A 21193-nucleotide genomic window follows, 5' to 3' on the forward strand; every position below is an offset into this window, starting at 1 on the left:
TAAATATTGCCAACGTTACTTATTTTTCAGTAGGCAAAAAGTCTTTAATAATTTCATATAAACGTGGACGTTTAACTGCAATATCTTCAGCCGATAAGCCTTCTAAAGAATGAGGGTACTTTAACCAAGCATCGGTTTCGTGTAGATAATAATCAGGTACTCTATTGGTTTGATTACGTGAAGGCTTAAAATAAGGTACTGCAACGCGCACATCTTCTGGCATATTTAATCGTGTTTTACGTTGTAACTCTTGGATAATAGCCTCAATTGAACGCCCCGTATCATAAACATCATCGACTAATAATAAGCGATCATGATGTTCAAGGTTTTTAACCAGATAATTTAAACCATGCACTTTAACCTCTTTTTGCTGCTGGTCAATCGCCGCAGCATAAGAAGAAGTACGAATAGCAATATGGTCAGAATCAATACCGTGTACTGCTAAAAATTCTTGGACAGCAATCCCAATAGGTGCTCCACCACGCCATATGGCAACAATAAAGGTAGGTTTAAAACCACTATCCAATATTTGCCGAGCTAATGCATAAGAGTCTTCTAATAAATTCTGTGCGGTTAAATATTGTTTTTCTGCCATATGACTTCCAAATCTAGTTAAAGATAATGCCACTAATGATTGAATATAAAGTGACTTTATGTTCTAATTTTTTGATTAAATTCCTTTAAACATATCATAATATATGGGTGATTTCTTGGCTAAATACGACGAAAAAATATTTTTAGATGAAGACACCTTAATCGAGGAATCCTTCCAATTAGCAACACAAATTATTGCCAGTGACTTTAAACCAACGTTCATTGTGGGCTTATGGAGAGGCGGTAGTTCTGTGGGTATTTATGTACAAGAGTGTTTACAAACATTAGGTGTACATACTGATCATATATCAATCCGCACCTCTTACGGTGGTTTCGATAGTTATCACCAGCAAGCAAAAGGAGATCACCCGATTCATGTTCATGGTCTTACCTACTTGGTTAAAAAGCTTAATGCTGAAGATAAACTACTGATAGTTGATGATATGTATCGCTCAGGAAAAAATGCAGATGCGGTTATCAATGAATTAAAAGCAAGGCTCAAGCGCAATATGCCTGAGGATGTACGTATTGCCACCGTATGGAAGAAAAAAACATTAGCTGAAGATGCCACTGGGCCTGATTATTTTATACACGCTACAGATGATTGGGTAGTGTTTCCCTATGAGCTTCAGGGGTTATCATTAGACGAGATAAAACAACATAAATCTTTTGCTTATACTTCTATCGTGCCAGAACTTTTCACTGAAAAATCGATTGGTCAAGTAAATAATACTAACGCCTGAGTCGATAAGCTAGTTAATGTGGTTAGTACCTTTAACCACTTAGTTATTTTTCTCGTTTTATTCCTTATGCTTAAATTTATACATGGCTTTATCTGCATCAGATAATAGAGCTTGTATATCTCGATGTTTTTCTACCTCATACTCAGTAATACCAAATGAAAAACAAACATCTAAGTCTACATTATTATTATCAAGTTCAACCTTTAAAGACATTGCTAAAGTTGACATTAACTGCTCAGCATTATCCGCATCAGTATTACTAAATAGCACCACAAATTCATCGCCTCCTAAACGTCCAATCACATCTGAAGAACGAAATGTATCCCCGAGTAACTTTGCAAAAATATTTATTACTTGATCACCAACTGCGTGTCCAAAATTGTCATTAATGGCTTTAAAACGATCTAAATCAAGATAAGCTAAAGACGCTGGGAGTTCGTTTCTATTGCATAGGTTTAGAGAGTTTTGTGCTAAAGAAAGAAAACCACGGCGATTCAATAATCCAGTTAAGTCATCATGAGTCGCCATTTGCATAGCAGATAACTCTAACTCAACTGTTTTCGCTAAATCTTTTAAAATATCACAATCTTCTTTGCTGAATTCACGTGCTTGATGATCGGCAATACACATTGTTCCTAATCTGAACCCATTGATCGCTAAAGGACAACCAGCATAAAACTCTACTTTAGGTTCATCAACGACTAACGGGCTATCATAAAAACGCAAATCTTCACTTGCAGCTGGAATAACGAATACATCATCACCTAAAATCGCATGACCACAAAAAGAAGTTTCGCGCGGACTTTCATTAACGTCAAGTCCAATACATGACTTAAACCATTGACGGTTTTCATCTATTAGGCTCACTAAAGCAATCGGTACATCAAACAAACGTTTAGCAAGTCGAGTAATGCGATCAAAACGCTCTTCTGCCAATGTGTCTAATACTTCCAAAGACCTAAGCATGGCCAAACGTTGTTTTTCATTACTCGGAATATCTGGTTTATTCATAAATAATCCTAAATAAAAAATCAAGCCCTTAGACTATAGCAACTTAAACACTGAAATTAATACTTAAGTGTTAATTTTGATATATTGAAACAATAACATCCAGTATTGATTTTATCCATAATACTTAAAAATAACTTAGTTTAAGATAGAGATTTCAAGCTTATTAAAGTAACTCGGCAAAGTAAACTATTTGAAACTTACCGAGCATTCAATTAAGTTATTTTTCTCTAAACAACAATTAGTTGTAATCAATTTCTCACCTTATACAATGCCTGAATAATGTATATTAATACCAGTGAAAGATTACCTGTGTTGTTGATTACCTGTCCGAGATAACTAAAAGATATCTCACCTGATTCGCTAGTTATCTAGCAAACAATATATTACAAATAAATCTAATGTTTCTTAAGGAACCTATTAATGAAAGAGATCTACTTCCCTTTTTTAGAGCACACTGGCGCTAAACTTAAAGATTTTACGCATGGCCAAGCAAACGTTGAATTATATGTTGAGCCTTATCACCTTCAGCATAAAGGGTTTGTTCATGGGGGAGTTATTTCTACATTAATGGACAATACGGGATGGTATGCAGCTGTTTCCAACTTAGATGCAGGCTTTACCGCAGTTACCATGGAAATTAAAATTAACTACTTAAAGCCTGCATTAGGAAAGTATTTATTAGCATCGGCAAGTGTTAAGCGACAAGGCAGAACAACCACATTTGTGACCATTGAATTATTCGATGAAAAAGAAGTGTTAGTTGCCTATGCCACTGGAACTTATGCTGTTATCGCAGACACTTAGTAATACTGTTCGTTAGAGATTGAAATATCTGTGACAATGAACTATCAAATATGCTCATTGTCATTGCTATGTCATTTATTTAAAACGAATCATTACGTCCATTTTTGTTGACATAGAAGCACTTAAAATTTGTTTGTGTTGAGGTGCTAGTACGATAATACCGTTATGTTTAGCTATCTGCTTAAATAGATTGTTTAAATCAAAGCCGTTATCACGCTCATGCGATGCTTTCACAGCAGTTTTTTTATCGAATAAACGATCTGCCTTTTCAAAAATTAATATATCTCGCGTATCACGTGCTTGAGAAAATAGCGCAGCAACCTCTTCTTCAGATGCTTTTTGTTCAATGACATTATTACTTTGTATGCCACTATTCGTTTCAGAGGTTAGTGCTTTGTTAAAATCAGAAAGTTGAGATTCATCTCCACCATTAAAGGTAATTAAAAAACGCGTTTTATGCAGTGCAATTTGCGGCAAATTACTTAAAAAACGGAAGTAGCTTTTACTTTGGTAATCAACAATTAACATGTTATTCCTATTAAAGATTTATAAGGTTACTTCAATCATATGCTTTGAAATAACTTGTATTCAACAGAATCATCACGATCACTTGCTGAGTATTATGGATAAAAATAGGCAAGATCTTACCTGAAGCGAAGCTAATAAGACATGTAAAATTTAATCTCAACAAGTATCTATTTTATTACCTAAAAATAAATCAATAAAAAGTATGAAGATCATACGATTAACTATGCCTATCTGCTATTATCCTGGTTCTTTTTTATTACCTGAGCTTACTATGTCATTGCCCATGCCCACACGTTCTCGTTTTGCCACTTCTATTTTAGTTTTAGGTATATTGCTAATAGCTGCTAACTTACGTGGTCCAGTCACCAGTATTGGCCCAGTATTAGATCAAATCATTATATATTTTGGACTTAACTCTTCACAGGCTGGAATGTTAACAACCTTACCACTAGTAGCCTTTGCCCTTGCCTCTCCGGTTGCCGCTAATTTAGCCAAGAAGCAAGGCTTAGAAATATCACTATTTATTGCCTTAATATTGATTGGTATAGGCTTAAGCTCTCGCCTTATTGACTCTGTATTTATCCTTTATATTGGTACTGCGATTATTGGTGTCGGTATTGCGATTGGTAATGTGTTGTTGCCGAGTTTAATTAAACGTGACTTCCCACATAAAGTTGCATTGATGACCTCTGCCTATGTACTGGCCATGGGTATATTTGCAGGGAGTTATTCAGCGTTAATTATTCCATTAGCTACTTTTAAAAATATCGGTTGGGCTGTTGCCTTATCTTGTTATGGCGTCATGACTTTAGCAAGTATAATTGTCTGGTTGCCACAATTAAAACTACATACAAAACCGACCAAAGATATTTTAGCGTCCGCGCCAAATAGTAAAATATGGCATCATGCCTTAGCTTGGCAAATCACTTTATGCTTAGGCCTAAATTCATTTTTTACTTACATCATTATCGCCTGGTTGCCAAACATCCTAATGGATGGCGGCTATTCAGCACAACAAGCAGGTGTTTTACATGGGACCTTCCAATTAGCAACGGCAACGCCCGGACTTGTTTTGATCCCCTTACTAGCAAAGCTAAAAGATCAACGTATTTTAGCTATCTCTTTAGCGCTGATTGGTTTTATCTGCTTCTTAGGTTTATTGTATTTACCAAGTGCGGCATTAATTTGGTCTATTTTTATAGGCTTTTCTTCTGGAGCTATATTTATTCTTGGATTGTCCTATATTAGTTATCGCACAAATCACTCGCAGCAGGCAGCATCTCTATCTGGCATGGCACAATGTGTAGGTTATAGCTTAGCTGCGATAGGGCCAATGTTCACAGGTATGCTACACGCTTATTTTGAAAACTGGACAACAACTATTTGGTTATGCGCTATTACGTGCCTTTTATCGGGTGTGTTTGGCTATCTAGGGGGACGTGATATTAAACTGGATAAAGATGTCTAATGACGTGACAGGTAATGGCTACCTGTCGCTTACTTAAAATCAATTCAAGGGTTATAACAATTATATTAACCCTTTCTTTTTAAGCCATTCTAATACCTGAATCGCCCCTTCTGAACAAAGTGCTTTATCCTGATAAGTTAACCATTTAATTTCGGCTATTTCTGCACTAGCCTTTAATTCCCCTGCGAACTTCGCAAAGTAACAAGTAAGTTTAACGGTAGCAGGCTCTCGTTGACCATCTGCCACTGCACTAAATGTACCTGCGTAATCAATGCTATTGCTAATCAGGTTAACCGATAACTCTTCGTTTACCTCACGGCTTAAAGCTTGCTGATCAGACTCCCCTGATTCACGCTTTCCACCGGGTAAATAAAACAAAGATTTGTTATGTGATCGAGCAACTAATAACTTACCGTCATGTACCAATAACCAAGCTAATTTATCTATTTCTTTTGACACATTTTTCCTTAACTAACATAAATAAGATTTATCACTTTCTGCCTAATAATGCTGAAATAGCCAACATGCTGCCTAAACTAATAAATACACTGCCTAAAATACGATTTATCCAACGCATTGGACGAGGGTTAGTAAACAACGGTGCCATTTTTGCACCTAAACCGGTATAAATAGACATAAACAAGTATTCGAGACAAAACCAAGTACTGGCTAAAATAATGTACTGCGGCAATTGAGGTGCTTCTGAGCTCATGAAACTAGGGAACAAAGCAATAAAAAATAACAGATCTTTAGGGTTACTGATCCCAACCATAAAACTTTTTTTAAATAACTTATGGGCGGCGTAAGTTGCTAAAACAGGTGTATTCATCTGGGTCTCAGGTAGTTTAATCGCACCTTCCCGCCACGCACTCCAACCTAAATAAACAAGGTAGATTGCACCAAGTAATTTAATCACTAAAAATAAGGTCTCAGAAGCGGCCAACACCGCACCTAACCCTATAGCAGAGATAGTCATCAAAATTAACGCTGATAATGCGCCACCTAAAATGGTTGGAATCGCTTTTTTATAACCAAATTTAACACCGTCTGAAATACACAAAATAGCAGAGGGACCGGGACTAAATAGCAATAAACTGATTACACTGATATAAACTAACCAAACATTTAATTCCATTTTATTAACTCTTATTAACGACTAAGTCCCTTAATTACCTAACAGTTTCAGGTAAACATTAATACTGTTTACCTGAAAGCTAATGGTTTATTGGTAAGTCCCGCGGATAGGATAATCATTTTCCGGTGATTTAATAAACTCTAAGCCTGCCGCTAATGTGCCTATTTCAGGACGCGCCAATGGGCCATTAGAAATATCAATGACTTGTACCTGCCCTTTTTCATTAATAACGAACATGCCAGGTTCTGCAAATTGATGGTCGGTCTCTTTCTCTGAACGAGGGTTAGAAATATATAAACCTAACGACTGCATCTGCTCTATAGTTAAACCGTAATAAACAGGAAAAGAGACTTCTAAGGCTGACAAGTGCTCTGTTAGTTGTGCTTTGCTGTCTGCAGATACGGCAACAATTTCAACGCCATTCGCTTCTATTTTTTCTTTATAAGTTTCTAATAAATTAAGATATTTTGTACATAATGGACAATGTTTTCCGCGATAAACAACAACCATTTTCCAATCGGCATTAGCTGATATTTTACCTAATTCAATGGTATTTTCGTCTAGGTCAGTAACCATTAGTTTAGGAAACAATGAACCCGCTGTTAATGATGAATGCATCTTATATGACTCCTTAAAATAGTGAAGATAAGTGAATATATTTAGTTTAACGACTATCAGTAATATTCAATTTGCTTACATATTACCGATCATTAATGATACCCATTTACTTTGAGTTAATCATTGAGAGTGATGGATGTAATAGACCTAAGAACGTGTCAAGGATTGAAGATCAAACTAAAAGTAACTGGTACTGCATCACTGATTGAAGGTAGCCCAGCTAATGCTCTCAGCTTTTCAACCCCCTCAGTCATACCATAGTTACTTGCATTAAGTACTACCGGCATTAATGATGTGACTAATAGTTTGTTATTATTAAGTTTGGTCACTTGCACTTCATTAATGACTTTATGCGCAATACCATGGAAAGACAAGGTAAGTTGCACCGACTCTTTATAGGTATCGCCAACTTCCAATCGACCCAGTTTATTAACATTAATAAAACCACTAGCTGTCGCTTTTAAAAAGCTGTCTGTTTCAAACAACTCTTTTTTAATTCTATCGTTTCGAATACCAATATTGGTTTCAACACTATCTAAATCAATACTTAAAGTCACTTGGCCGGTATCGCTAATCGACCCCATTAAATGTTCAAAGCGATGAACTTCACCTATTTTCAAACTTTTTACTGTTACAAAATTAAGTTGAGAGTCTTCATTGGATAAGTCCCATTGAGCCCAAACATTTGGTGATAAAAAAGTAAGAAATAATGCAAGTCCTGATAGCACTTTCATGAAAATCTCCATTAATTTTAGTTAAATTAAAAAACCTACAAATACCATCGTCTTAACATCATGTTAAGTACAATCATTCCATATTTACGGTGGATAGTTGACTACAGTGCTTATAGTAAAGCCTAACAACAATATCAAAGATGAACATTTAATCAATCAGTTAACAGAGATTTAATAATACCGATTAGTTAATGCACATAATCGGTATGAGGATCAGGCAGATATTTCATCAGCCCAAAGAGTAGATTCAACAGAAGAGTTAATAACTTGTGATTCAGTAATACCCAATACTTTCGTTAATTGATCAATTGTCTTCCAATCAGATATTTCAACAGCTTCGGCTAGTTTAATGAGCTTATTCAAGATCCCCTCACCTCCTAACAACGCATCTTTTATCTCTTGATTGATATTAAGCGGGGTTAAAATAGCTTCCATATCAGCATCCAACAACGCATCAATGATTGATAACATCCCACATAAATAGCCTAACTCTTTTTTATGCTCTAACCCCATTGAAGACAATAACATTTCAAAGAATTTTGCACGTTGCAGTGACATATTACTTAATATAGAAGGCTTATCAGAATTTAATGTTTTGATAACGGCAAAGGTGATAAATTTACGAACTCTATCTTCTCCGAGATAAACTAATGCTTGTTGCAGCGATTTTATAGGAGACCTTAACATTGAATATTCATTAACAAAGTTTAACAGTTTAAAAGACAAGCCAGGATTACTTGCAATGATATTTTCTATTAAAACAAGGTCTAATTCTTCCTGTGAAATAGCAACTGACAACTGAATTTTTGAACTCACCGTAGAATCTAAAATTTTACTTTGAATAATCTCAGGCTTACTAAAAAAGTACCCTTGAAATAGCTCAAAACCGGCACCTTTAGCTTGATTAAACTCATCATAAGTTTCTACTTTTTCAGCTAAGAACTTGATATCGTAAATTGCCAGCTTCTTTAAATATTCCGCTGCTTTATTTAACGGGTAGGTAGTAATATCGAACTTGATAATATCGATATAAGGATAAAAACGACGCCATTCTTTACTAGGTACAAAGTCATCTAGTGCAACGGTATAACCTTTCTGTTTAAGCTCAACAACTATATTAAACAACTCCTCACTAGGTGGGCAGTTTTCTAATATTTCAATAACGTAGTTTTTGTGTGGAAAATCAAATGGCAGGCGTTCTAAAAGACTATCGTAACCAAAATTTACAAACCCAGTTTTCTCATCAAGAATACGTTTTTGATGAACGAGTATTTGATTAACCAGTATACTTTTAGTTGCGTAATCTGCACTGACATCAGGAAACGAATTCTCTTCCCCATCTCGGTACAATAACTCAAAAGCAACGGTTTTTTTATCTATATCGACAATCGGTTGTCGCGCTACATAAGAAGACATATCCCACCCATAATAAAATGATCATTTCCTTGGCTAACTAATCATGAGTTTAGCAACCTTTTCCTTGTTGCTAAGTATGCTAGTAATAAATATGCTAACAATTGATATTTAACAAGAATGATAGATTTTTTAAGAAACTATATCACTAAAAATACAAATAGGAGATCATTAAGCGTAAAAAATATAGCATAACACGGATAAATGTTAGCCTTTACAGATAGCCGTAAAAACACAAAGAATAAAGCTTTAAAATCCTATTTTTAGGTATTAAAAGTGTCATTTACAAATTTCCAGGTTATTACTTTTTTAACCCTAAAAGATGCATAGTATGTGAGTAAATAGTGAAATAACTGGTAAAGTGATTTGACTCGTTGAATAATAGCTCATCTACTATATTACGCCTGTTACATAGGCTATAACAGATTCACCAAATAGAAAGGTCTCCCATGAACCCAATTTTAGCTATTCTTAAAAAACACAATGTTAGCGACCAAAAGATCGCCTCGTTATTTGAAGCACTTACTGACAACCCGATGATGGCACTCGGTTTAGTGCAACAACTAGGTATTCCACCAGAGCAATTAAAGCAATTAATGGCAACAATCATGGCAAATCCAGAGCTGATTAAAGAAGCAACAGATGAGCTAGGGTTAGATTTTGCTAAGGTTGAAGCAGCCAAAGAAAAGTTAAATTCATAATTATCAATACAAGCATTGAGTCATTCTGTTATTGACTCAATGCTTGATAAATAAACTGAGAACAACTGTGCTTATAACCCTTGATTGGCTAATAGCCAGGTTTTATAACCGCCACTCATATTTCTCACTTTATACCCTAAATTAGTTAGCAAACATGATGCAACATGACCACGTAACCCTACTTGGCAATAAACCAATAACTCTTTATCTTTTGATAATTTAGCTAACGATTGTCGAAGTTGATCAAGAGGAATATTAATAGCACCAGGTATCATACCAGAGTTAGCAACTTCACCTTCACCACGCACATCTACTAACAAATATTGTTCAGAACCCTTGCTTAAAAAATCACTATGAAAAACAATTTCTTCACCTTTAATCACATTCGAAGCAACTAACCCAGCTTGATTGACGACATCACGTGCGGAACCAAATGGAGGCGCATAACATAACTCAAGATCTTGTAAATCAAATACCGTCATACCAGCACGTTGTGCAACAGAGATAACATCAATTCGTTTATCAACTCCCTCTTTGCCGACAGCTTGCGCACCTAATATTTCTCCTTTTTCTGGTGAAAATAATAACTTTAAGCTAACAGGGTGAGCACCAGGATAGTACCCAGCATGATTCGCGGTATGCACATATATTTTTTGATAAGGGATATGTTTACGTAATAACGTCTTTTCATTCAAACCTGTACTCGCCACAACTAGATCAAAGACTTTACAAATAGCCGTTGCTTGTGTTTTTGAGTAATGCTCCTTTGCACCAAATATGTTATTCGCCGCTAATCGCCCTTGTCGGTTTGCAGGGCCTGCTAATGGCGCGAGCACTGCATCACCAGTGACATAATCAGGCGTTTCTATCGCATCACCAACGGCATATATTGATGGATCACTGGTACACATAAATTCATTCACTTGAATTCCACCTAACGCACCAATAGTAAGTCCTGCATCAACGGCTAATGATGTTTCAGGTTTAACACCTACAGCCATAATTAACAAATTTGTGGTTAATTGTGTCTGATCATTTAATACTAGAGTTAACGAAGTATCACTAGTGTTACAGGGTTTAACTTGTTGTAAGGCTTTTCCTAGTAGTAAAGTAACATCCTGTGCGATTAATTCATTATGTAACATATTCGCCATTTCAATATCTACTGTGCTCATCACCTGTGGCGCAAACTCTACTAAAGTCACCTTTATGCCCCGATGACGCAGTGCTTCTACTACCTCCAATCCAATGAAACCACCACCACATACTGTTGCATGTTGTGGTTTATGAGCCTCTATAGAAGTCATTATCACATCCATATCTGGCAAAGTACGTAAGCGATGGGTTAAGTGATTATCGACTCCATCAATATTAGGCACAAAAGGACTCGCTCCAGGGCTTAAAATAAGCGCATCATAGGACTCTACATATTCAATATCAGTAACAAGGTTCTTAACTGTGATTGTTTTAGTCCGTTTGTCTATAGACAACACTTCATGTTGCACACGAATATCAACATTAAAACGACTTTTAAAACTTTCCGGTGTTTGCAAAATTAATGCATCACGCGAGGTTATTTCGCCGCCAATATAATATGGCAAACCACAGTTCGCAAATGAGATATAAGCGCCACGCTCCAACATAATAATCTCAGCCTGTTCGTCTAGTCGACGAGCTCGCGCGGCAGCAGAAGCGCCACCAGCAACACCACCAACAATTAATATTTTTTTAGACATAAAACCTCCCAATACAAATGCTAAATACAAAATGGCATATTTAAACGTAACAATTGATCAAATAACCAATAATGAACGATTCATACGAGAGCATAACAAACAAAATTAGATAAAACTAATATAGAAAAATCTAATTTAGATTTAATTAATGTAGATCAATCTAATTTATATTGCTAAGATAATAAACAGTGTCGTAATAATGATATTAGCGACCAACTCATTTTTAGATTTTTTACAGAGAGTGAGTAACCTGTAAGAGTTTATTTTTATTTACTAAAGCACTAAAAAAACCGCCTTTACCAATAAAAATGGCCACTAATGAGTATAATGTGCTCCCAGTTATCCCAAGGAGTTTATATGCACAACAAATTAGCACTGATTCATGAAAATGCCGGAGAAGCGAGTGAGCTACTTAAAGTAATGGCTCATAAAGATCGTATGGTGGTTTTATGTTTATTGTCTGCAGGTGAGATGGGCGTAGCAGAGTTACGCGAACATACAAAATTAAGCCAATCAGCTTTTTCACAACACTTAACTGTATTGAGAAAAAATAAGCTGGTAAGCATTCGAAAAGAAGCACAAGCCGTTTTTTATTCTTTAGCAGATGAAAGAGTTAATATTTTACTTAAGGCAATGCAACAAGCCTTCTGTCCAACATTAGTCTCCGAAGAATAACCAATTAACGTAGAATATAAGCAAGAAGAAAGGCCTATTATGGAAAATTTTACACCCTGGTCATCCCTAGCAGGTGGAGCTTTACTAGGATGCTCAGCAGTTATTTTATTGCTATTTTCTGGTAAAGTGGCAGGTATAAGTGGCATTTTTAGTGGTCTCTTGCAACCTCATAAAAAAGACTTTTTATGGCGTCTGCTTTTTATTGGCGGTATGGTGATCAGTTTCTTTATTTTATCACCTACACTACCTTCTTCTTCGTTAATCACTCCCTCTATAGTCTTGTATACCATCGCTGGTTTATTAGTGGGTATAGGGACAAAACTTGGAAATGGTTGTACAAGTGGACACGGCATTATAGGTATTGCACGCCTATCAAAACGTTCTATCTTCGCTACCTGTATATTTATTAGTAGTGCCATTATTGTTGTATTATTCAGATAATAGAGAGAGTCACTAATGTTAAAATTACTGTCTGCATCAATTTCAGGCCTACTATTTGGTACCGGAATGATAGTTTCCAACATGATTGATCCAGCTAAAGTGATTGGTTTTTTAAATATAACAGGGCAATGGGATCCAAGTTTAGCGTTTGTTATCTTAGGTGCATTAGTCGTCTTTGCACCTTGCTATCACTTAATGATTAAAAAACGAACTCATGCACTGAATGGCGATAAAATGAATTGGTCAACAAATACCGCTGTCGATAGAAAACTAGTATTAGGTGCGACTTTATTTGGCATGGGATGGGGATTAGTGGGCTTATGTCCGGGTCCAGCATTAACCAGCATAGGAAGCGGGTCTTTATACTTATTATGTTTTATAATAAGCATGTCGATAGGTATGCTATTGGTAGAGAAAGTATTTAAAAAATTAACAATAAATGTTAAAAATCAAATCATGGGTCGATAACAACACAATTGACCGAATACAATATCCTTGGGCAATTAAAGTAATCACTCATAATCACATAAAATAAATAATGAGAAACCAATTAGATACTGTCGTTAGATGACTGAAAGTAGAGTCTATACCGCTTCAAACATTGCAATTTAATTCGTCTTGTTAGCTTCATTAATTCTTTCTCGCTCTTCAATTATTTTATCGCTGACAGAGAAAAATGCATCAACTACTTTCGGATCAAAATGTGTTCCTTTGCCTTCTTCAACCATTGCTAATGCTTTTTGATCAGAAAAAGCAGCTCGGTAACATCTATCCATTGTCAAAGCATCAAAAAAGTCAGCTAAAGCGACAATGCGCCCACTTAAAGGAATCTCTTCTCCTTTAAGTTGCGAAGGATAACCAGAACCATCGTATTTCTCATGGTGCGCAAGAGCAACTTCTTCTGCCATTTTTAAAACAGGGACATCGGATCCACTGAGTATATTTGCACCATATTCTGGATGCTTACGCATAACAACCCATTCTTCAGGCGTTAACACCCCTGATTTTTTAAGAATGCTATCAGGCACGCCGATCTTGCCGATATCATGCATTGGGCTGGCTTGTTCAAGCAAATTACAATACTCATTATTTTGACCATAAGCATCAGCAATCATGGCTGAAAACCGACTCATCCTTACAATATGAACGCCTGTATCATCGTCTTTAAACTCGGCGGCAGTAGCTAATCGCCTAATAGTATCTAAGTGTGAAGACTCTAGAGCACGATAAGACTTCTCTTTTTGCTCTAACAAAATCATAAAGTCTTGATTGAACCTTTCTAATTGTTTATAGGCGGCGTTTTTCTCGTTTTCACTTTCTTCGGCTAAATTACGATCACTTAATAGCTTTTGAAAATCCTCCGCATATCGAAATAACTGTGATTGTAATGCCGCATTTTCAGCTTTTAACGTATTCAATGCATGATGATATGGCTCAAGTGAAGATAAAGTAAAATCAAGTTTATTGACTAATGAATTAACACTAGTATCAATGCTATATTTAACAGACATAAGTCCTCCTATAATCAAATTAACACCATTATTGCAATGCTAATTTAACCGTATCAATCAGTTGTAATGGGCTAAATGGTTTAATTAAATAATCATCAGCACCGACACGATTGCCCTCTTGTAGATCAGAACTTTGACCTTTTGCGGTTAACAAGATCACGTAAGGTACCTTTTCATATGAACCACTTTTTAGTTTTTCACAGACTTGATAACCATCAATCTCACCAGGCATCATGACATCTAAAATAACTAAATCAGGTTGAATAACTGCTGCTAGCTCCAATGCCCGTTCACCGTAACCGGCTTCATGAAGTTCATAGCCACCAAACTCTAATGTCATACGTACCAACTTTCGCAACTCACCTTGATCATCGACAATAAGCACCCTTTTTTTATTCATTAGTTACTCCTTATTAAATTTATGGACTGTCAGTGGTAACCAGAAGGTTGCTGTCATACCCTGCCCACTTTCACTGCTATATTCGGTTTTTCCACCATGGATAGAGACAATTTCATTAACTAAAGAAACCCCTAAACCACTACCTGGCGTTGCACCAGAATCATCGGCACGATAAAAACGTTCACCCAAACGCGATAACTGTTGCGGCGTCATACCAATGCCTCTATCAATAATGCTTATGCCAAAGAACGTCTTACCTTGCTCTTCCTTTAAATGAGTTACTAAGGTGATATCTTTAGATGAATACTTAAACGCATTACTCAATAGGTTTCTTAAAACTTGGCGTATTTTATCAATATCAAAAGCGAGCGCAGTTGGCCATGCTACAGCAGGATTAATAATGGCTTTTCGCCCTTTAAAGGCGCCTTCAACTTCCACGCAAGATTCTTTAATAACAGCTTCAATATCTTGTATAGAAATATTAAAACCCTTGCCAGCCCTCGCCTCAATCCGAGATAAATCCAACAACTCATCTAATAAGTATTTCAAGTGAAGTGATTGGCGATGAATAATGCTATACATTTCATGTGCAGTACTTTTATCGTAATCTCGAGCTAGTAACAACTCCGAGAAACCACAAATACTTACTAAAGGTGTCCGTAACTCGTGAGCTGCAGTAGTCAAAAATTCACTTTTCATCTTATCGACAATGGTTAAATGGGTGATATCAACAAAGAAAAGAATATCCGAAGAATCTGGGTCAGCTATATCGATTTTCTGGCGAGAAATAGTTAACACTTTCTCAACAGGGGATTTTAAATATAAAATATTCTCAGTTAATAATTCATCCAATAATGACAAATCTTTATGGTGAGAATAATCGATAGAATTATCTATTAAATCAGTAAAACAAGCCCAATTATTTCCACCTAGAAAGCAACGTTCAGGTGCAATAGAAAACATAGAATAAAACGCAGGGTTAACATAAGAGATACTTAGGTCATTAGCTAATATCAAAAAACCATTCGGGCTCAAATTAAATACAGCTTGAAGCTCATATTGAAGACGATTAATTTCAGTTTTATCACGAATGACGCCAACAATATATTGCTGATTATTGAACTCCATCTGATTACAATGTATTTCAAGTGCAACATGCTTACCCTTTAAGGTAAGACCTTCTACATTTTGTATATGCTTTTCTTTTGAATTAATAATGCCATTCAAATTAAACTCGGGAATAAAATCAAAAATACTCTGCGTCACTATTAAGCTTTCTTCAAGTCCAAACAATCGATAAGCAGAGCGATTCATTGAATGGATATCACCTTCGATACTTACCATAAAAATACCATCGGTGACCGTATTCATTACCGTATCCATACGAGAATTATCGGATTTTAATTTTTGGGTGACTTGGCCTATTTTTTTAGACATCAGATTGAATGCATTGGAGGCATCTGTTACTTCATCACTGCCTTCAATCGGTATTTGTAACCCAGTCTCCCCCTGTGACACTTTTAATGTAGCTTCCTGCAACACTGTTAATCGCTTGGTTAACGCAACACCTAATAACAATGAAAACAGGGCAACGAATAACATTTCAACAAATGCAATCGTAGAAAGGTGATTCGTTGCTTGGTCGATGATCGATTGCTGCTCTTCGATAGATAACCCAATCTCAACCCGACCAAACTGATATCCATCGATCATGATATTGGCATAAGCGTCGTAAGTCCCATCGCTTTCACTATCAACAATCGAGTTGTCTTCTTTAAAAGGCTGGTTTAAAAAATGTTGGTTTCCAACTTCAGCTAAAACTCCATCGAGCCCTACAACTCGAATATACAATATTTTGGAAGTGTTAATAGTGGAATTTAAAATAGAGTCTAGTGTCGCAATATCTTGAGATACCACTGCATCTACAGATGCAGTCGCTAACAGAGTAGAGATATTACTCGCTTGATCTTTAATATCTAATTCAATTGTTTCGTATAGAATAGACCGGCTATTCAGTACTAATATAAACAGAAAGAATGTTTCGATAATAGCAATACCGAAAATCGTTTTCATTTTAAAAGAGAATTTAAAGTTCAGCATATAAGTCGTTTCTCTACTTACTTGAGCAAGTCAATTTCTAAAGCACGAACATCATTCCAATCACTGTCTTCACTTTTCATTAACCCAGTCTTGAACCCTAATCCGGTCAATATTTCCATGCCTTCTGGTTGACTATTTAACGATAACAATGCGCTTTGGATACGTTCAGTTTCTTCATCACTTAACTCCTCAGAAACAGCAAATGCGTGTGGTGTATAACCTTTAGAGCGCCATATAACTTTTAATTGGTCTGACTGCGCCTTAGGGAAAGTAGATAAAGTACGGTCAATCCCACCACCGGCAAGAAATAAACCTTTTACAACGCCACTGTAAACAGAATCATGAGATGAAACATATTGAGGCATAAATGAAACGCCTTCTAGGCGAAGATGTGCTTGCGGTAAAACGGTTGCAGCAAAGGCTGCGGGAGCAGGAAAAGCCACTTCAACACCTGATAACATCGATAAATCCGAAATATCACTGTCTTTACGTACCACCATAATGCCATGAATACGTTTGTCTTTTTGACGAGCAATCGCACGTAGACCGATAGATTTACTAAACACGGTATAATGATAAGGGTTTAAGTAAGTAATATCGTATTCACCCGCCGCAACTCGCTTTTCAAACTCCGGAATATTAGGGGCAGTAGCGAAACGAATTTGATACCCGGTTTTCTCAGATAAAGAGAGAGTTAATGGCAACCAAACTTTAGCTAAGCTAGAAGCTGATTGCTGAGGAACAACACCGAGCTTTAATACCTTTCCTTCTGCCAAGATATTGCTCGATAAAAACATCATGATTATTGCAATAAAAAATTTCTGCATATCAATCACCTCCAATGTGAATGAAAAATCTAGTTGCTACGCTTCTATTAATCACTTGATGACACTAGAATAAAACGTGGCAACAATTAATACAGCAAAATCACAAGCCAAGATCATTTATAAATATAATAATTACTCCTTAAGTGTAGATTAAAATCAAAGAAAGCCTACTGATTTAAGATGAAAAATGTGATGATTAATGAAAAACAGATTACTTTTCCAACAATTTGACCGTTAGCAAATTTAAATAGCTTGCACTGATTAAACACCCAAAAATTAAGGTGACTAAGGTCACATTTCCAATTACTATTTACTTTTATAAAATAATGATATTTATCACTTGTATGTATAAATCGATTTGATCGAAGACCATACTTGTGACACAAGGAAAATGATGACCTCAGGCCACGTAGCACAACCTATTAACCGAGTTACTATTATGATAGTTCTCGCGCTCGGCACTTTTATACTAGGGCTAACCGAATTCTCTATGATGCCGATGTTGCCTTTAATCAGTGATACTTTTAATGTGACTCCCACACAATCAGGACACGCAATCAGTGCCTACGCGATGGGGGTTGTGGTAGGTGCACCAGTTTTAATGCTTACCACGGCTAATATGCGAAAACGTAAAGCATTGCTTATTTTCTTAAGCTTAATGTTTATAGCCAATGGATTAAGTGCTCTTTCAACCTCTTTAAATCAACTCATCTTATTCCGATTTTTAAGTGGCTTACCACACGGAGCCTATTTTGGAGCTGCAATACTGTTTGCTGCAGATATTGCCCCCAAAGGCCTGCGTGCTACTTTTATGTCTAAAATATTTATGGGATTAACCATAGCCACTATTGTTGGTGTGCCATTAGTGACGTTAATTGGACAGAATTTAAGTTGGCGATACTGTTTAGCAGGCGCATCGGTATTATCTTTGATCGCCCTGATCTTGGTGTACTTTGTAGTACCCAATATGGACAACAATAAACCTTCTAATCTACTTAATGAGTTGAGTGTATTAAAAGACAAGTTAGTGTGGTCGATTCTAGGCATAGTGATTGTTGGATTTGGTGGCGTATTCTGTATCTATACTTATATTGCTGACACTATCTTGGATGTCACGCATAGCCCTGCCTATACTATTTCTATTGCCATGGTGATGTTTGGTATTGGTTGTACTATCGGTAATTACTTTTTAGGAAAAGCTGCCGATGGCTCAGCGATAAAAGCAACAGGATTAAGCCTAGTATTTACCATAATTTTTGCTCTGATGTATGTGGGCGCAAGTCATAACATCTGGCAATTATATGCGGTGATCTTCTTAATTGGTTGCAGTATCGGATTAGCAACGTTAATTCAAACCCTACTAATGGATGTTTCTCCGGATGGTCATGCGATGATTGGTGCTCTGGTACAATGTGCCTTTAATGTTGCCAATGCAATTGGTCCTTGGGTTGGTGGAATGGCCATTGCACAAGGTGCCCAACCAAATCAAACAGGGTATGTAGCAGCAGCCCTATTCTTAGGTGGATTTATCATGTGGGGGCTAAGTTACTTTCAACTGAGTCGCAAAAACCAATCTATGCTTACCTCATAAATTAAGATGCCTCTTGTTGTTGAAGAGGCATTTTACCCCTCTATTTAGTGCCTTTCTGTTTAGCATTTTCCTATTTAGCACTCTCCTCTTTCACATTCAATCACCCTTCAATGAGCAATTAAATTAAAATTACAAAGACAATATCGCGTATTAATCAATAGATTATCATTGCGGTAAAAGCACATTGCACTATGACTTTATAGAGCGCTATGATGCAAACTCAGCTGTCAATCAAAGAGAAATAACATGCGCATAACATTATTACTATTTTGTTTTTTAATAAGTTTACAGGCTACTGCAGCAACGGAAATCAGTGTATTTGCTAATAATGGCCTAGCGAACTGGGAAGAGGAATCCTTTGAAGGCCAATCAACCTATAACATTGTGAAATATGGGCAACGCACAGTACTTAAAGCAGAAAGTAATAACAGTGCTTCCGGGCTAGTGTTAAAGAAACGTGTTGATCTACTCAAAACACCTTACATACAGTGGGATTGGCTCACTACCTCTAAGCTTTCTGGATTAAATGAGCAAGCAAAACCGGGCGACGATTATGTCGCTAGAATCTATGTGGTGATCGATGGTGGTTTTGCAGTTTGGAGCAGCAAATGTCTAAGTTATGTTTGGTCCAGTAATCAAGCACAAGGAACAGTATGGAATAACGCCTTTATAGGCGATAGGGTAAGAATGATTGCTGTGCGCGGCGAACAAGACAATATCAACCAATGGTACCAAGAGAAACGCAACGTTTATCAAGATCTAATCGATCAATTTGGGGATAAAGGCAGTGAACAAAAGAATCAAAAAGCTTACCGTTATATTGATGTCATAGCGATCATGACGGATACCGATAATAGCGGCAGACAGGCTGAATCTTATTATGGAGATATTAGTTTTAGTGCTCAATAACTGACATTGAATCTCTTCTTAATATTTCGAATCAGCCTATTAGACAGCCACTTTACCCTTTTCTTAGGTGGCTCCACTTCTTTTTTGTCTTTTTAAAGCGCATATTAAGAAAGCCTTTATTGCATATTTAAAATCAACTGTTTATTCTCACTGTCCTTAAAAATATCTAATACCAACTATATTAAATAAGTGCTCTACATTTTACATAGAAAAAATGACTTAGTTTAAGGTGTAAGTGAAAGAATTAACCAAACTTACAACGAAAAAATAAGTTATTTTAACAAGTAAAATAGGTCAGTTAATTAGTATCAGTGACGTAAAATCGGAATCATTATGATCGCAACAATAACCAACTTATTTCCAATCTGGGCTATCACATTATCTGTGTTAGCCTTCTTTCAACCTAGCTTATTTATCGCCTTAAAGGCTTACATTGTGCCATTGTTAACACTTATTATGTTAGCAATGGGCTTAACCTTAACAGCTAAAGATTTTGCACAAGTCAGCAAAAACATCAAAGCCGTCACTGTGGGTGTAATATTACAATTTACAGTCATGCCAATCGTCGCCTTAGCAATCGCCATTCTACTCAATTTTGATGCTAACCTAACCGTTGGTTTAGTGCTTGTTGGTGCTGTTGCAGGCGGTACAAGTAGTAACGTGATGTGTTTTTTAGCCAAAGGTGACGTTGCTTTATCAATCTCGATGACAGCTATCAGCACCTTATTAGGTGTTATCTTCACACCACTATTAGTTGAATTACTAGCAGGAAAAGCAATTGATATCCCTGTCGCCGGTATGATCATCAGCTTAATTAAAATTGTGCTAATTCCGGTGGTATTAGGCGTTGTAATTAACACTTTCCTACATAAGCCGATTAGCTTTATTGCACCAACCTTGCCGCTTATCTCGATGGCTGCAATTGTGGTGATCATCGCGATAGTAGTAGCTCTAAATGTTAATAACTTGATTGCTGTAGGGCCAATGGTAGCGATAGCCGTTATATTACATAACTCATTTGGTTTACTGGCTGGTTACTTTATTACCAAAAAACTAGGCTTTGAAGAAAAGGTGTGTCGTACTATCGCCTTCGAAGTGGGTTTACAAAACTCAGGGTTAGCGGCGGCATTAGCCATGAAGTTTTTCGCACCAACAGCTGCTATTGCAGGTACAATTTTCTCTGTGTGGCATAACATTAGTGGCTCTCTATTAGCGGGTTATTGGTCACGTAGCGCTAAGCAAGGTAAAGCCTAA

Annotated in this window: 23 protein-coding genes; 10 read left to right on the forward strand and 13 right to left on the reverse strand. The window is 36.5% G+C overall.

The genetic code is table 11. From position 1 onward, the window contains the following. Window positions 1-19: 19 nt before the first annotated feature. The gene (locus tag OW492_RS09250) at window positions 20-595 is read right to left on the reverse strand and encodes a phosphoribosyltransferase family protein (RefSeq protein WP_290039670.1); all 576 of its coding nucleotides are present in this window, start codon (window positions 593-595) and stop codon (window positions 20-22) included. A gap of 115 nt (window positions 596-710) precedes the next feature. Between OW492_RS09250 and OW492_RS09255 the strand changes: the two genes are divergently transcribed. Then, the gene (locus tag OW492_RS09255) at window positions 711-1337 is read left to right on the forward strand and encodes a phosphoribosyltransferase family protein (protein ID WP_290039671.1); all 627 of its coding nucleotides are present in this window, start codon (window positions 711-713) and stop codon (window positions 1335-1337) included. 57 nt (window positions 1338-1394) lie between these two features. Here OW492_RS09255 and OW492_RS09260 read toward each other — a convergent pair whose 3' ends face one another. Continuing rightward, on the reverse strand, window positions 1395-2348 hold the full coding sequence (locus OW492_RS09260) for a sensor domain-containing diguanylate cyclase (RefSeq protein WP_290039672.1): 954 nt from the start codon (window positions 2346-2348) through the stop codon (window positions 1395-1397). Between the two features lie 420 nt (window positions 2349-2768). Here OW492_RS09260 and OW492_RS09265 point away from each other — a divergent pair, with 420 nt between their 5' ends. Next, window positions 2769-3152: a PaaI family thioesterase gene (locus OW492_RS09265; RefSeq protein WP_290039673.1), complete on the forward strand. Its 384-nt coding sequence runs from the start codon at window positions 2769-2771 to the stop codon at window positions 3150-3152. A 75-nt stretch (window positions 3153-3227) separates the two neighbouring features. Here the strand turns inward: OW492_RS09265 and OW492_RS09270 are convergent, their stop codons facing one another. Continuing rightward, window positions 3228-3680, reverse strand: coding sequence for a hypothetical protein (locus OW492_RS09270; protein WP_290039674.1), 453 nt, complete (start codon window positions 3678-3680; stop codon window positions 3228-3230). Window positions 3681-3951: 271 nt separating this feature from the next. On the opposite strand from OW492_RS09270, the gene OW492_RS09275 reads away from it, so the two are divergent. Continuing rightward, entirely contained in the window at window positions 3952-5148 is a 1197-nt protein-coding gene (locus OW492_RS09275) for an MFS transporter (protein WP_290039861.1), read from the forward strand. A 60-nt stretch (window positions 5149-5208) separates the two neighbouring features. On the opposite strand, the gene OW492_RS09280 is transcribed toward OW492_RS09275, so the two are convergent. From OW492_RS09280 to OW492_RS09300, 5 genes are all read right to left on the reverse strand, one after another. Next, on the reverse strand, window positions 5209-5607 hold the full coding sequence (locus OW492_RS09280; RefSeq protein WP_290039675.1) for an NUDIX domain-containing protein: 399 nt from the start codon (window positions 5605-5607) through the stop codon (window positions 5209-5211). 31 nt (window positions 5608-5638) lie between these two features. Then, window positions 5639-6283, reverse strand: coding sequence for a LysE family transporter (locus OW492_RS09285; RefSeq protein WP_290039676.1), 645 nt, complete (start codon window positions 6281-6283; stop codon window positions 5639-5641). Window positions 6284-6370: 87 nt separating this feature from the next. After that, window positions 6371-6901, reverse strand: coding sequence for a redoxin domain-containing protein (locus OW492_RS09290; protein ID WP_290039677.1), 531 nt, complete (start codon window positions 6899-6901; stop codon window positions 6371-6373). A gap of 158 nt (window positions 6902-7059) precedes the next feature. Beyond that, window positions 7060-7635, reverse strand: a complete 576-nt coding sequence (locus OW492_RS09295) for a YceI family protein (RefSeq protein WP_290039678.1) — start codon at window positions 7633-7635, stop codon at window positions 7060-7062. Window positions 7636-7848: 213 nt separating this feature from the next. Then, a complete protein-coding gene (locus tag OW492_RS09300; RefSeq protein WP_290039679.1) occupies window positions 7849-9051 on the reverse strand; it encodes an HDOD domain-containing protein in 1203 nt (400 codons plus the stop codon). A 446-nt stretch (window positions 9052-9497) separates the two neighbouring features. Between OW492_RS09300 and OW492_RS09305 the strand changes: the two genes are divergently transcribed. Further along, window positions 9498-9749 (forward strand): DUF2999 family protein, encoded by a 252-nt coding sequence (locus tag OW492_RS09305; protein WP_290039680.1) that lies wholly within the window; start codon window positions 9498-9500, stop codon window positions 9747-9749. Window positions 9750-9820: 71 nt separating this feature from the next. Here the strand turns inward: OW492_RS09305 and OW492_RS09310 are convergent, their stop codons facing one another. After that, window positions 9821-11485 carry an FAD-dependent oxidoreductase gene (locus OW492_RS09310; protein ID WP_290039681.1) on the reverse strand — a complete coding sequence of 555 codons (1665 nt, stop codon included), beginning with the start codon at window positions 11483-11485 and terminating at the stop codon, window positions 9821-9823. Between the two features lie 357 nt (window positions 11486-11842). On the opposite strand from OW492_RS09310, the gene OW492_RS09315 reads away from it, so the two are divergent. Genes OW492_RS09315 through OW492_RS09325 form a run of 3 tightly spaced genes read left to right on the forward strand, consistent with a single transcriptional unit; the run spans window position 11843 to window position 13069 of the window. Continuing rightward, window positions 11843-12160: a metalloregulator ArsR/SmtB family transcription factor gene (locus OW492_RS09315; RefSeq protein ID WP_290039682.1), complete on the forward strand. Its 318-nt coding sequence runs from the start codon at window positions 11843-11845 to the stop codon at window positions 12158-12160. A gap of 39 nt (window positions 12161-12199) precedes the next feature. Then, entirely contained in the window at window positions 12200-12601 is a 402-nt protein-coding gene (locus OW492_RS09320) for a YeeE/YedE thiosulfate transporter family protein (RefSeq protein WP_290039683.1), read from the forward strand. Window positions 12602-12616: 15 nt separating this feature from the next. Next, on the forward strand, window positions 12617-13069 hold the full coding sequence (locus tag OW492_RS09325) for a YeeE/YedE family protein (protein WP_290039684.1): 453 nt from the start codon (window positions 12617-12619) through the stop codon (window positions 13067-13069). 140 nt (window positions 13070-13209) lie between these two features. On the opposite strand, the gene OW492_RS09330 is transcribed toward OW492_RS09325, so the two are convergent. The 4 genes from OW492_RS09330 to OW492_RS09345 are packed head-to-tail and all read right to left on the reverse strand — an operon-like array spanning window position 13210 to window position 17439. Further along, on the reverse strand, window positions 13210-14112 hold the full coding sequence (locus OW492_RS09330; RefSeq protein ID WP_290039685.1) for an HD domain-containing phosphohydrolase: 903 nt from the start codon (window positions 14110-14112) through the stop codon (window positions 13210-13212). A gap of 28 nt (window positions 14113-14140) precedes the next feature. Next, window positions 14141-14512, reverse strand: a complete 372-nt coding sequence (locus tag OW492_RS09335) for a response regulator (RefSeq protein WP_290039686.1) — start codon at window positions 14510-14512, stop codon at window positions 14141-14143. Between the two features lie 3 nt (window positions 14513-14515). Further along, a complete protein-coding gene (locus OW492_RS09340; protein WP_290039687.1) occupies window positions 14516-16612 on the reverse strand; it encodes an ATP-binding protein in 2097 nt (698 codons plus the stop codon). Between the two features lie 17 nt (window positions 16613-16629). After that, window positions 16630-17439: a phosphate/phosphite/phosphonate ABC transporter substrate-binding protein gene (locus tag OW492_RS09345; protein WP_290039688.1), complete on the reverse strand. Its 810-nt coding sequence runs from the start codon at window positions 17437-17439 to the stop codon at window positions 16630-16632. Between the two features lie 391 nt (window positions 17440-17830). Here OW492_RS09345 and OW492_RS09350 point away from each other — a divergent pair, with 391 nt between their 5' ends. The 3 genes from OW492_RS09350 (at window position 17831) to OW492_RS09360 (ending at window position 21193) form a co-directional block, all read left to right on the forward strand. Beyond that, window positions 17831-19030 (forward strand): MFS transporter, encoded by a 1200-nt coding sequence (locus OW492_RS09350; RefSeq protein ID WP_290039689.1) that lies wholly within the window; start codon window positions 17831-17833, stop codon window positions 19028-19030. Window positions 19031-19276: 246 nt separating this feature from the next. Then, window positions 19277-19939, forward strand: coding sequence for a DUF3047 domain-containing protein (locus tag OW492_RS09355; RefSeq protein WP_290039690.1), 663 nt, complete (start codon window positions 19277-19279; stop codon window positions 19937-19939). 333 nt (window positions 19940-20272) lie between these two features. Then, entirely contained in the window at window positions 20273-21193 is a 921-nt protein-coding gene (locus tag OW492_RS09360) for a bile acid:sodium symporter family protein (RefSeq protein WP_290039691.1), read from the forward strand.

Source organism: Psychromonas sp. 14N.309.X.WAT.B.A12 (assembly GCF_030397575.1).
Taxonomy (GTDB): Bacteria; Pseudomonadota; Gammaproteobacteria; order Enterobacterales; family Psychromonadaceae; genus Psychromonas.

Coding starts and splice junctions, on each gene's coding strand:
- OW492_RS09355 (WP_290039690.1), top strand. CDS start 19,277: ATGCGCATAACATTATTACTATTTTGTTTTTTAATAAGTTTACAGGCT.
- OW492_RS09300 (WP_290039679.1), bottom strand. CDS start 9,051: ATGTCTTCTTATGTAGCGCGACAACCGATTGTCGATATAGATAAAAAA.
- OW492_RS09275 (WP_290039861.1), top strand. CDS start 3,952: ATGTCATTGCCCATGCCCACACGTTCTCGTTTTGCCACTTCTATTTTA.
- OW492_RS09285 (WP_290039676.1), bottom strand. CDS start 6,283: ATGGAATTAAATGTTTGGTTAGTTTATATCAGTGTAATCAGTTTATTG.
- OW492_RS09320 (WP_290039683.1), top strand. CDS start 12,200: ATGGAAAATTTTACACCCTGGTCATCCCTAGCAGGTGGAGCTTTACTA.
- OW492_RS09290 (WP_290039677.1), bottom strand. CDS start 6,901: ATGCATTCATCATTAACAGCGGGTTCATTGTTTCCTAAACTAATGGTT.
- OW492_RS09340 (WP_290039687.1), bottom strand. CDS start 16,612: ATGCTGAACTTTAAATTCTCTTTTAAAATGAAAACGATTTTCGGTATT.
- OW492_RS09265 (WP_290039673.1), top strand. CDS start 2,769: ATGAAAGAGATCTACTTCCCTTTTTTAGAGCACACTGGCGCTAAACTT.
- OW492_RS09270 (WP_290039674.1), bottom strand. CDS start 3,680: ATGTTAATTGTTGATTACCAAAGTAAAAGCTACTTCCGTTTTTTAAGT.
- OW492_RS09260 (WP_290039672.1), bottom strand. CDS start 2,348: ATGAATAAACCAGATATTCCGAGTAATGAAAAACAACGTTTGGCCATG.
- OW492_RS09310 (WP_290039681.1), bottom strand. CDS start 11,485: ATGTCTAAAAAAATATTAATTGTTGGTGGTGTTGCTGGTGGCGCTTCT.
- OW492_RS09315 (WP_290039682.1), top strand. CDS start 11,843: ATGCACAACAAATTAGCACTGATTCATGAAAATGCCGGAGAAGCGAGT.
- OW492_RS09350 (WP_290039689.1), top strand. CDS start 17,831: ATGATGACCTCAGGCCACGTAGCACAACCTATTAACCGAGTTACTATT.
- OW492_RS09360 (WP_290039691.1), top strand. CDS start 20,273: ATGATCGCAACAATAACCAACTTATTTCCAATCTGGGCTATCACATTA.
- OW492_RS09335 (WP_290039686.1), bottom strand. CDS start 14,512: ATGAATAAAAAAAGGGTGCTTATTGTCGATGATCAAGGTGAGTTGCGA.
- OW492_RS09295 (WP_290039678.1), bottom strand. CDS start 7,635: ATGAAAGTGCTATCAGGACTTGCATTATTTCTTACTTTTTTATCACCA.
- OW492_RS09250 (WP_290039670.1), bottom strand. CDS start 595: ATGGCAGAAAAACAATATTTAACCGCACAGAATTTATTAGAAGACTCT.
- OW492_RS09330 (WP_290039685.1), bottom strand. CDS start 14,112: ATGTCTGTTAAATATAGCATTGATACTAGTGTTAATTCATTAGTCAAT.
- OW492_RS09345 (WP_290039688.1), bottom strand. CDS start 17,439: ATGCAGAAATTTTTTATTGCAATAATCATGATGTTTTTATCGAGCAAT.
- OW492_RS09305 (WP_290039680.1), top strand. CDS start 9,498: ATGAACCCAATTTTAGCTATTCTTAAAAAACACAATGTTAGCGACCAA.
- OW492_RS09325 (WP_290039684.1), top strand. CDS start 12,617: ATGTTAAAATTACTGTCTGCATCAATTTCAGGCCTACTATTTGGTACC.